The following is a 10623-nucleotide window of genomic DNA, read 5'->3' as shown; positions in this document are numbered from 1 at the left end:
GAGGAAATTTTACCAGCTGAAAAGGAATATCCATTAAATGAATGAGAGAAACATACGCTTGGTATTACCAGGTAAAAAAACTTGAAACAATTATAGTCTTATAAGAATACTTTATAAATTCATTTCGAACAGCCTTACTAACTAGGGCTGTTTTTTATTGTCCAGCTCCAGCCCCTCGGCAAGGCGCTTCCGTTTTTCTTATTTGTAACTCCCCTGTAACTTCAAACTCCTATCATAAACTCAAAGCTTTGCAATTTTTAAAGTAAACATTTTAAGGGGGAAAAAGTGTGAAGGGGTATCGCGGGAAATGGGCATTATTAGGATTACTTATGTTTATGATGATTTTTGCCAGTGCTTGCAGCTCTGACAAATCATCATCAGAGCCAAAGGACGATGGCGGAAAGAAAACGGAAAATAAAGAACCGATTAAAATTGGGGTGCTTGCCTCGAAGACAGGAGCACTTGAATCTTACGGAAAGCAAACATTAAGAGGTTTTGAGCTTGGGCTTGATTATGCGACAGATGGAAAGATGGAGGTTGCCGGCAGAAAGATTGAATTCATTGTTGAAGATACCGAAACGAAGCCGGAAGTAGCTGTCCAAAAGGCAACAAAATTATTAGAAGAAGATAAGGTGGATTTTCTAGTTGGATCATCCAGCTCAGCGGACACACTGGCCGTCCTCCCGTTAGCAGAGGAATATAAAAAGATCATGGTTGTTGAACCAGCGGCCGCTGATAGTATTACAGGTTCAGAGTTTAATAAGTACATGTTCCATTCAGCACGCAACTCCTCACAGGATGCGGTTGCTGGGGCAGCGGCAATTGCCAAAAAAGGCGTAAAAATTGCCACGCTTGCACCGGATTATTCCTTTGGCCGCGATGGGGTGGCAGCCTTTAAAGAAGCAGCTAAAAAGCTGGGGGCCGAAATTGTAAAGGAAGAGTATGCGGATCCTGCGGCAACAGATTTCACTTCCAATATTCAAAAAATCGTCGATGCCAAACCTGATTATTTATTCGTTGTTTGGGCTGGTGCAAACTCTCCATGGAAGCAGATTGCCGACATGAAGGTGCAAGAGAAAGGAATCAAGATTTCAACGGGAGCGCCGGATATTGCGGCATTATCGACAATGGAGCCGTTGATTGGGATGGAAGGATTCACCGTTTATTATCATGACCTGCCGAAAAATAAAATTAACGACTGGCTAGTAGCAGAGCATAAGAAGCGCTTTAACGGCGATGTTCCTGATCTGTTTACACCTGGCGGGATGAGTGCCGCCATTTCGATTGTAGAAGCATTGAAGAAATCGAATGGTGAGGCTGATGCCGATAAACTGATCAAAACATTGGAAGGCATGAGCTTTGAGACACCGAAAGGAAAAATGACCTACCGTCCGGAAGATCATCAAGCCTTGCAAGCATTATATGCGATTAAGCTAGAGAAGAAAGACGGCGTTCCATATCCAGTACCAGTGCTGATCAGGGAACTGACTCCGGAAGAAACGGCGCCGCCAATCCGCAACAATTAAGAAAATATCAAGTAAAAATGACGGGGGTTCGACCGAGTAAAACACGGTCAGCCTCTTCCTTATTTCTATACAAGGCGGTGAAGCGAATGTCCTCGCTTATTGAAACAACTGACCTATCGATTACCTTTGGCGGCCATACTGCTGTGGATGCTGTCAGTATTTCTGTTCCGGAGAAGCATTTTAAGTCGATTATCGGGCCAAATGGCGCCGGAAAAACAACTTTTTTTAATCTCCTTAGCGGTCAATTAATGCCGACTCAAGGAAAAATCTATTATCGCGGAAAGGATATCACGAAATTTTCACCGACAAACCGCACAAGAGCGGGAATTGGACGTTCTTTTCAAATTACCAATGTATTCCCTAATTTAACCGTATTAGAGAATGTAAGATTAGCGGTCCAATCACAGGCAGGAATTCGATATCAGATGCTGTTTCATTATAAAAAATATCGAGCATTTGAAGAAAAGGCATTAGAATGGCTCAGGCTTGTCCTGTTAGACGATAAAAAGGGGTCGCTTGCAAGCAATCTGGCCCATGGCGAAAAGCGGAAGCTTGAAATTGCGATGCTGCTGGCGCTTGAAACAGAGATTCTATTATTGGACGAACCAACAGCAGGGATGTCGCTTGAGGAAGTTCCGGCGATTCTAGAAGTGATCAAAAGAATTAAGGAACAAGGAAACCGAACGATTATCCTGATTGAACACAAGATGGATATGATTCTCGATTTATCGGATTCGGTCATGGTTCTATTTAATGGAAGGCTTTTGGCCGACGGAACCCCGGAAGAGATCATGAAAAACGAGACAGTACAGTCTGCCTATTTAGGAGGTCAACTCGATGAACAACGACCTGTTAAAACTTGATAAAGTAGAAACCCATATCGGTCAATATCATATTCTCCAAGGTGTTTCCTTTGAGGTGAAAAAAGGGGAAGTAACGGTACTTCTTGGAAGAAATGGCGCTGGAAAAACAACAACATTACGAACGATAATAGGGCTGAATCCGGCCTCGAAAGGGAGCGTCACGTTTAAAGGAGAAGCAATTCAGTCCCTGCCAACCTATACGATTGCCAAAAAGGGCATCGGTTATGTTCCCGAGGATCAGGGGATTTTTGCCGGACTAACGGTTGAGGAAAACATGAGAGTGGCGATTCAAAAAGACGATGAAGAAACCGCTAAACGAATGGATTGGATCTTAAATCTGTTCCCCGACTTGAAAAGGTTTTGGAAAAAACCAGGTGGCCTGTTAAGCGGTGGTCAAAAACAAATGCTATCCATCGCAAGAGCGTATGTGAATGAAAACGAGCTGCTGTTAATTGATGAGCCTAGTAAAGGCTTGGCACCCATTGTCGTCGAAAAGGTAATGGACTCCATAATCCAAATGAAAGCTGAAACAACCATTGTATTAGTGGAACAAAATTTCATGATGGCGAGCACAATTGGCGATCAATTTTACATTATTGACGATGGTCGAACCGTGAGTCATGGAGCAATGAAGAAATTAAAAGAAGATGAAGAAATGAAACGAAAGTATTTAGGGATTGCTTAAGGAAGGAGGGACTTCTTCGTGGATTTAATCATAAATTTAACCTTAAACGGCCTGGCAACAGGGATGCTGATCTTTTTATTGGCTGCTGGTTTAACGCTGATTTTTGGTTTGATGGATGTGCTGAATTTTGCCCACGGCGGCTTATTTGCCTGGGGAGCTTATAGCGGACTGTGGATTTATTCGCAGACTGGCAGTTTTATCATCGGGATCATTTGCGCCATCTTGACCGGATTTCTGCTCGGGATTATTACTGAAAAGTGGATTATTAAACCGGTTTACGGCAACCATGTGCAACAGATTTTAATTACCCTTGGTCTCATGCTTGTTTTATCTGAAATGCTGAAAGTGATTTGGGGACCCAATCAAATTACCGCATCACCTCCGGACTATTTAAAGGGCAGCTGGGAGCTCGGCGGCGTGATTATCATCAAGTACCGAGTATTTATCATTTTAGTAGGGTTTCTCATTTTTACAGGGGTGCAATTTTTACTTAAAAAAACAAAGATTGGCCTTGTTGTCCGTGCAGGTGTGATGAATAAAGAAATGGTGCAAGCACTTGGAATCAATATTCAAAGGGTGTTTATGTTTGTATTTATGATTGGTGCCGGGATGGCCGCACTTGGCGGTGTACTGCTCGGCCCGTATTCCGGGGTCATTCATGCCGGGATGGGGATGGAATTCGCCATCTTAGCCTTCATTGTTGTCGTTATCGGGGGGATGGGCAATTTCAAAGGCTCTGTGTTAGCCGCTATCTTGGTAGGGCTTTCCGGTTCGTTCATGGCTTATTATGTCCCCGACCTATCGCTGGCGGTAAATATGCTCCTCATGGCGATAGTATTAATTATTCGACCGCAGGGTCTATTTGGGGCAAAGGGGTGAGATCATGCGATTGATTCAAGGAAATAGGATGACAGCTATCGTTTTAGTCGTTGCAGCTTTTCTACTCCTTTTGCCGTTCGTCTATGAATCGAGAAACTTATTGATTTTGTTAACACAGGTGTTTGTCTTTTCAATCTTTGCGATGAGTTATGACTTGTTGTTGGGCTTTACCGGTATTGTTTCCTTTGGGCATGCGATGTTTTTTGGCATCGGCGCGTATTCGATGGGGATATTTATGAAGCGGTTTGAACCAACGCTCGGGTATTTCTTCTTGGCGGTACTGACGACCGTTGTTCTTACTGGTATCGTCAGCTTCCTTGTTGGCTTGCTTACACTTCGTTTAAAAAGTCATTTCTATGCGATGTTAACCTTATCGTTATCAGGACTTTTTCTTGTCTTAGCGGAAAAATGGCGGACAATGACTTATGGGAATGATGGCTTCACCTTTCGCGTCCCGGAACTGTTTATTGACCGGACTAATTTTTACCTGCTTTGTTTAATTGTCATGGTTGCGGTATTTCTCATCCTGAAGCGGTTTACCAATTCCCCGCTGGGCAGAGTTCTGCAAGCAATCAGGGAAAATGAACAACGAACGGAATCATTAGGGTTTCATGTGCTCCATTATAAAATTGCCGCAAGTGTAATGTCCGGAGTATTAGCAGGAGTTGCAGGAATCTTATATGCGATTTCACTGCGCTTTGTGAATACGAGTGTGTTTGCAATGGATATCACCTTGGATGCTTTATTAATGACAATCATTGGCGGAGTAGGCACATTAGTCGGTGCCATCATTGGAGCAGGTCTAATTGAGTTTGCCCATCATTGGCTGACGGAACTGGCGAAAGAGCATTGGATTTTTGAGCGCTGGATTATCTTCTTTGGCATTATTTATATTTTGGTCGTGATGTTTTTCCCAAGAGGAATTGTCGGGACGTTACGTACACTTTCTTGGAACCGGAAAAAACAGCCTGCTGTAAAAAAAGAAGAAAAGATAGCGGGATAGAGGGGGAGACATATGGAAATTAATCAAATTGCTTCCTTCGTCGTTCGTTTTCAACTTGCCGCTATTGAAAAGGAAACTGGGAAAAAACAATGGAGAATAAAGGTTACACATGTCCAAGAAGAGCGAGAGACGTTGTTTGAATCGGTTGAGGAAGCGATGGAATTCATGCAGGAAATGGCAGGGGAAGCATAGAGGAGAAGGTGATGGTGTTGCAAATTGGTATTCTGAGCACAGGTATTTACTTACCAGAGGAATTTTTGACTGGTAAAGAGATTGCAGAACTGGCAGGTATCCCTGCTCCTGTTGTCGAAGAGAAAATGGGAATCAGGAAAAAGCATATCCCTGGACCCGATGACCATACATGTGAAATGGGGATTACTGCTGCGAAAAAGGCGATTGCCAAGGCGGGGATTGACCCATTGGAGATTGATCTCGTGATATATATTGGCGAAGAACATAAGGAGTACCCACTTTGGACGGCAGGGATTAAGCTGCAAGAAGAGGTCGGGGCGTTTAATGCCTGGGCCTTTGATGTGGCGTTAAGATGCGGGACGACTGTCATGGCGTTAAAAGTAGCGAAAAGTTTGATGATCGCTGATCCTGGGATTCGAACTGTCCTGCTCGCAGGCGGGTATCGCAATGTTGATTTCATTGATTACGAGAATCCGAGAACCCGGTTTATGTTTAATCTGGGTGCCGGGGGCGGCGCACTCCTTTTACAAAAGGGGTATAACGAAAACCTTCTATTAGAAACTGAACTTATCACGGATGGTTCTTTTTCCGAGGATGTTGTCGTTGTTGCCGGCGGTACTAAGAACCCGATTACTGTGGATGCTATTGAACAGCGCCTCAATAAGCTTGATGTTCTTGACCCTGAAGGCATGAAGCGGCGTTTGGAACAAAAATCGATGGACAATTTTTTAAAGGTGATTCGCGAGTCTCTACGAAAAAGCGGCTATAGGGAAGAAGATCTTTCCTATTTGGCGATTCTTCATATGAAAAAATCGGCTCACGAATATGTATTAAAAGAACTTGGCTTGTCCGAAGAACAGTCTATATATCTTGAAGACTATGGACATATCGGGCAAATCGATCAGATTTTGTCATTGGAACTTGCCTTGAAAGAAGGAAAGGTCAAGGATGGTGATGTTGTCGTTTTGGTTAGTGCCGGAATTGGCTATGCTTGGGGAGCAACAACAATTAAATGGGGGAAGGGTGATTGAGATGGGTAACGTTGCTTTGAAGGAAGTGCTTTTGCCAAATGGAGAAACATTGGCTTACAGGGAGAGAGAAGGCGGAGAGGTAAAGGTTTTATTAATCCATGGAAACATGACATCGTCGAAGCATTGGGATTTGGTGCTTGACAATATGGATAAGAAATATAAGCTCTATGCGGTTGATTTGCGCGGCTTTGGCGGTTCCAGCTATAACAATCTAGTCATGTCGATTAAAGATTTTTCTGATGATGTGAAGCTGTTTGTTGATGAAATTGGCCTGAAGGATTTCGCGATGGCGGGCTGGTCAACAGGCGGAGCGGTAGCGATGCAATTCGCTGCTGATTATCCGGGCTATTGTAATAAGCTGATTTTATTAGCATCGGAATCGACGCGTGGCTACCCATTCTATGGAAAAATAAATGAAATGGATGAACCGCGGCGGTTTGCCTTACATGAAGAGATTAAACAGGATTTGATTCGGACGATTCCTGTGCAAACAGCCTATGACACAAATAATGTGGACTTATTGAAACTGATTTGGAATGCGGTTATTTATACGGATAATCAGCCAGCTGCTGAGCTTTATGAAGAGTATGTTCAAGACATGAGAACACAAAGGAATTTGGCAGAGGTTCATCATGCCAATAATACCTTTAATATTAGCCGTCACCATAATGGGCTTGTCGAAGGGAATGGCAAAGTAGATTTAATCGGTGTCCCTGTCCTTGTACTGCAAGGAGACCGCGATATGGTGATTGCAAAAGAGATGACGAAAGAACTTGTGGAGGATCTGGGAGAAAAAGCGGTTTATATCGAATTAAAAGATTGCGGGCATTCTCCATTGGTGGATGATTTGCCGAAATTATTGAAGGCGATGACAAATTTCTTGGAGGATTAAGTGGATGAGATTACAAGATAAAGTAGCGATCATAACAGGGGCGGCGGGCGGAATCGGTTTAACCGCTACAGAGGTTTTTGCTCGAGAAGGCGCAAAGGTGGCGATGGCAGATTTTAATGTGGAACAAGGGGAAGAACAGGTTCGTGAGCTGCGGCAAGCAGGCTATGAAGTTACTTTTTTTCAAGTAAATGTAGCAGACCGCCAGAGTGTGGATGAAATGGTCGATAAGGTTCTAGCGGCCTATGGGAAAATCGATATCTTGATTAATAATGCGGGAATAACGAGGGATGCGATGCTGTCAAAGCTATCGGTTGAAGATTTTGAAGCAGTGCTTGATGTCAATCTTACGGGTGTTTTTCACTGTACACAGGCTGTATTGCCAGCAATGATTGCGAATGGCCGCGGCAGAATTATTAACACATCTTCTGTCTCCGGAGTCTATGGAAATGTCGGACAAACGAATTATGCGGCTACTAAAGCAGGTATTGTCGGGATGACAAAGACATGGGCGAAGGAACTTGGACGGAAAGGGATTAATGTCAATGCAGTTGCCCCAGGATTTATCGAAACAGGGATGACGGCAAAGGTGCCGGAAAAAGTGTTAGCGCAAATGATGCAGATGGTCCCGCTCGCGCGATTAGGAAAGCCGGAGGACATCGCGAATGCTTATTTGTTCCTAGCCTCGGATGAATCAAATTACGTAAACGGAACCGTGCTTCATGTGGATGGCGGGATTATGATGTAATAGTGGAAGCGACCTTATTGGGGTCGTTTTTTTTTGTGTGGTAAATTGTGACTCTTGTGTGAACTTTGTTGAATGTTCTTTGAATTTTGTAGAAAGAAGCTCCAAATTTGTAGAATGTCCACTCAAAATTGTAGAAAGAAGCCCCAAAATTGTAGAATGCCCCTTAAAATTTGTAGAATGCGCCCAAATGCTATCCCATGTAACTGCCCTGTAACTAAAAATGAGTAAGATAGTTCCATCTAGTAGTGAAGGAGCGATTGGTCGGTGAACTGGGAACGGGATTGGCTGGAAAATCGGGCACGATTATCGCCAAATAAGGATGCCATTATAGATGAAAAGACAAACAAGGCATGGACATTTGAACAATTGAATAAACGGACAAACTCGACCTCAAGCTGGCTTCATGCCCGTGGCGTTAAAAAAGGCGATCGAGTGGCCCTATTATCGCCAAACCATATTAGCTATTTTGACCTATTGATTGCCTGCGGGAAAATTGGTGCCATCTTCGTTCCGCTTAATTGGCGCTTATCATTTCATGAAATAAACGAGATATTGGCGGATTGTACACCTATTTTAATCGGAATCCATCAGCAGTTTAAAGCTATACATCAACAGCTAAATAACGTAAATACATTTTTTATTGGGGATGCCAGTTACGAAGAACTAGTCACCTTTCCAATTGGGGATTTACCCCAAGAGGAAATCTTTGAAACTGATCCGCTGGCAATGATTTATACGGGCGGAACAACCGGGAAACCAAAAGGAGTTGTGTTAAGTCACCAATCCATTCTCTGGAACGCGATTAACACAATTGTTAGCTGGAGCTTAACGGAGAATGATGTGACAGTTAACTATATGCCGATGTTTCATACCGGCGGACTAAATGCCTTGAGCATTCCCATCCTGATGATTGGCGGAACTGTCGTCATAGGCGAGCCATTTATAGGAGAAAAAGCAGTGGAAGCCCTGAATCGGTATCGCTGCACAACGATTCTCCTCGTTCCAACCATGTACCACATGCTGATTCAAACAGACGAATTTCAAAACAGTGATTTCCCTTTTATGAAGATTTTTTTATCGGGGGCAGCACCGTGCCCTATGCAAATCTACGAGGCTTTTCAGAAAAAGGGGTTAGCTTTTAAAGAGGGATACGGGCTGACAGAAGCAGGGCCTAACAATTTTTATATTAGTCCGGAAGATGCACAATTGAAACGTGGATCTGTCGGCAAACCGATGCTGTTTAATTCAATAAAACTAGTAAAAGCAGATGGCTGTGAGACGGAGCCAAATGAGGTCGGGGAACTTTTAATAAAAGGGAAGCACGCCTTTTCGTTTTATTGGAACCGCGAAAAGGCAACACAGGAAACGTGGAAGAATGGCTGGATCCATACGGGGGATTTAGCGAAAAGGGATGAACAAGGCTTCTATTATATTGTCGGCCGGAAAAAAGATATGATTATTACGGGTGGAGAAAATGTCTATCCACTTGAAGTAGAGCATTGGCTGGCCGCACATCCGGCAATTGATGAGGTGGCGGTCCTTGGTATGCCTGATGAAAAATGGGGTGAAGTGGTTGCCGCGTTCATTGCTTTAAAGCAAACTTACACCATACAAGATGAGGAATTAAAAATGTATTGTGAGTTAAAACTAGGCCGATACAAAATTCCAAAACAGTTCATTCGCTTAGCAGAACTGCCAAAAACCCATGTTGGAAAAATAGATAAAAAGAGATTAAAGGAAATGAGGAAGAGGGAGAACAAGTAACGTTCTCCCTTTTAGCCTTTTTCAGCAAGATCCTCACTCGTACTATCAATAAATAGTTTTGAAAGAAGCGATTGGGTTTTATTAATGTTGTAAACTAGATAAAAATACCTTTCATCATGAAATCCATTAATATCATACATTTTTAGCATGTCTTTAGCAGCATATCCTCTCGCGGCTATTTCCGAAATTATCGAGATCCCGACATCCTGCATCACAAACTGAATTAAACTCTGGCCATCCTCAATATAGGCAAAAATATTTAATTTGTCCTTAGCAATGTTATTCTTTTTCAAGAATCTTTCAAGAATTGCATTTGTTCCAGAATTAGAATTTCGCATGATAAAAGGGTACTCAACTATATCCTGGATGTTGACGGTTCCCCCGGATAATTCAACCCGATTCGAAGTAATCAGCACTAATCTTTCTTTTAACAAGGGAATATAGCGAAGTTTATCATCCTCATATTTTTCGCCTAATATCCCAATATCAACAGATCCGTTCAACACTTTTTCGGCAACAATTTTTGAGGAAGATTGGTTAATATGAAACAAAACTTCAGGATAATCCTTGCGAAATTGTTTAACCATTTCTGGAATGATAAACTGCCCAGGTACGGAGCTTGCTGCTATTTTAACCATTCCCCGAAGCTCCGTCATCCCCTGCTTTAAATCGAGTAATGCCTGGTCTTTAATGAGCAATAGTTTAAGTGCCCATTGATATAACCGTTCCCCTTGGGGTGTAAGAATGCTTTCCCTGCCAACACGGTCAAAAAGCCTTATGCCCAGCATTTTTTCCAATCCCTGAATGTGTGAGCTAACCGTGGATTGACTTAAGAAAATATCCTCTGCAGCCTTAGAAAAGCTCTTATGCTCAACCACCTTTGTAAAAACGTAGAGTTGGTGCAAATCCATCGGAATCTACTCCTTAATTATTTATATAATCGATTAATAGCGAATGGTGAAATAGATAAATTGAATTTATTTAATCGTACCACTTTTCTATAATAAAAGTGACTCATCTATTTGAAGAGTTATTGACAGATT

The 10623-nt window shown here is 42.7% G+C and carries 11 protein-coding genes; 10 read left to right on the top strand and 1 reads right to left on the bottom strand.

Annotation, left to right across the window (positions count from 1 at the left end):
• The first annotated feature begins 287 nt into the window (after positions 1–287).
• From BANVL01_RS24075 to BANVL01_RS24030, 10 genes are all read left to right on the top strand, one after another.
• Positions 288–1526: a substrate-binding domain-containing protein gene (locus tag BANVL01_RS24075; RefSeq protein WP_425311839.1), complete on the top strand. Its 1239-nt coding sequence runs from the start codon at positions 288–290 to the stop codon at positions 1524–1526.
• Between the two features lie 86 nt (positions 1527–1612).
• A complete protein-coding gene (locus BANVL01_RS24070; protein ID WP_066091201.1) occupies positions 1613–2389 on the top strand; it encodes an ABC transporter ATP-binding protein in 777 nt (258 codons plus the stop codon).
• On the top strand, positions 2364–3074 hold the full coding sequence (locus BANVL01_RS24065) for an ABC transporter ATP-binding protein (RefSeq protein WP_066091199.1): 711 nt from the start codon (positions 2364–2366) through the stop codon (positions 3072–3074). Before BANVL01_RS24070 ends, BANVL01_RS24065 begins: the two co-directional genes overlap by 26 nt.
• An 18-nt stretch (positions 3075–3092) precedes the next feature.
• Positions 3093–3953 carry a branched-chain amino acid ABC transporter permease gene (locus BANVL01_RS24060; protein WP_066091197.1) on the top strand — a complete coding sequence of 287 codons (861 nt, stop codon included), beginning with the start codon at positions 3093–3095 and terminating at the stop codon, positions 3951–3953.
• Between the two features lie 4 nt (positions 3954–3957).
• On the top strand, positions 3958–4956 hold the full coding sequence (locus BANVL01_RS24055; RefSeq protein ID WP_066091195.1) for a branched-chain amino acid ABC transporter permease: 999 nt from the start codon (positions 3958–3960) through the stop codon (positions 4954–4956).
• A 12-nt stretch (positions 4957–4968) separates the two neighbouring features.
• Positions 4969–5148, top strand: a complete 180-nt coding sequence (locus BANVL01_RS24050) for a hypothetical protein (RefSeq protein WP_066091193.1) — start codon at positions 4969–4971, stop codon at positions 5146–5148.
• An 11-nt stretch (positions 5149–5159) separates the two neighbouring features.
• Positions 5160–6179, top strand: a complete 1020-nt coding sequence (locus tag BANVL01_RS24045; RefSeq protein WP_172800876.1) for a 3-oxoacyl-ACP synthase — start codon at positions 5160–5162, stop codon at positions 6177–6179.
• A 1-nt stretch (position 6180) separates the two neighbouring features.
• On the top strand, positions 6181–7071 hold the full coding sequence (gene phaZ, locus BANVL01_RS24040) for an intracellular short-chain-length polyhydroxyalkanoate depolymerase (RefSeq protein ID WP_066091191.1): 891 nt from the start codon (positions 6181–6183) through the stop codon (positions 7069–7071).
• Between the two features lie 4 nt (positions 7072–7075).
• Complete coding sequence (fabG, locus tag BANVL01_RS24035) at positions 7076–7816, top strand: 3-oxoacyl-ACP reductase FabG (protein WP_066091190.1); 741 nt, start codon at positions 7076–7078, stop codon at positions 7814–7816.
• Between the two features lie 264 nt (positions 7817–8080).
• Positions 8081–9580 carry an acyl-CoA synthetase gene (locus BANVL01_RS24030; RefSeq protein WP_066091188.1) on the top strand — a complete coding sequence of 500 codons (1500 nt, stop codon included), beginning with the start codon at positions 8081–8083 and terminating at the stop codon, positions 9578–9580.
• 11 nt (positions 9581–9591) lie between these two features.
• Here the strand turns inward: BANVL01_RS24030 and BANVL01_RS24025 are convergent, their stop codons facing one another.
• A complete protein-coding gene (locus tag BANVL01_RS24025; RefSeq protein ID WP_066091186.1) occupies positions 9592–10491 on the bottom strand; it encodes a selenium metabolism-associated LysR family transcriptional regulator in 900 nt (299 codons plus the stop codon).
• Positions 10492–10623 lie beyond the last annotated feature (132 nt).

This window comes from Neobacillus novalis NBRC 102450, assembly GCF_001591805.1.
Classification (GTDB): domain Bacteria; phylum Bacillota; class Bacilli; order Bacillales; family Cytobacillaceae; genus Neobacillus; species Neobacillus novalis.
Note: the sequence above shows the minus strand (reverse complement) of the source record. Positions and strands in the feature narration are given on the sequence as shown.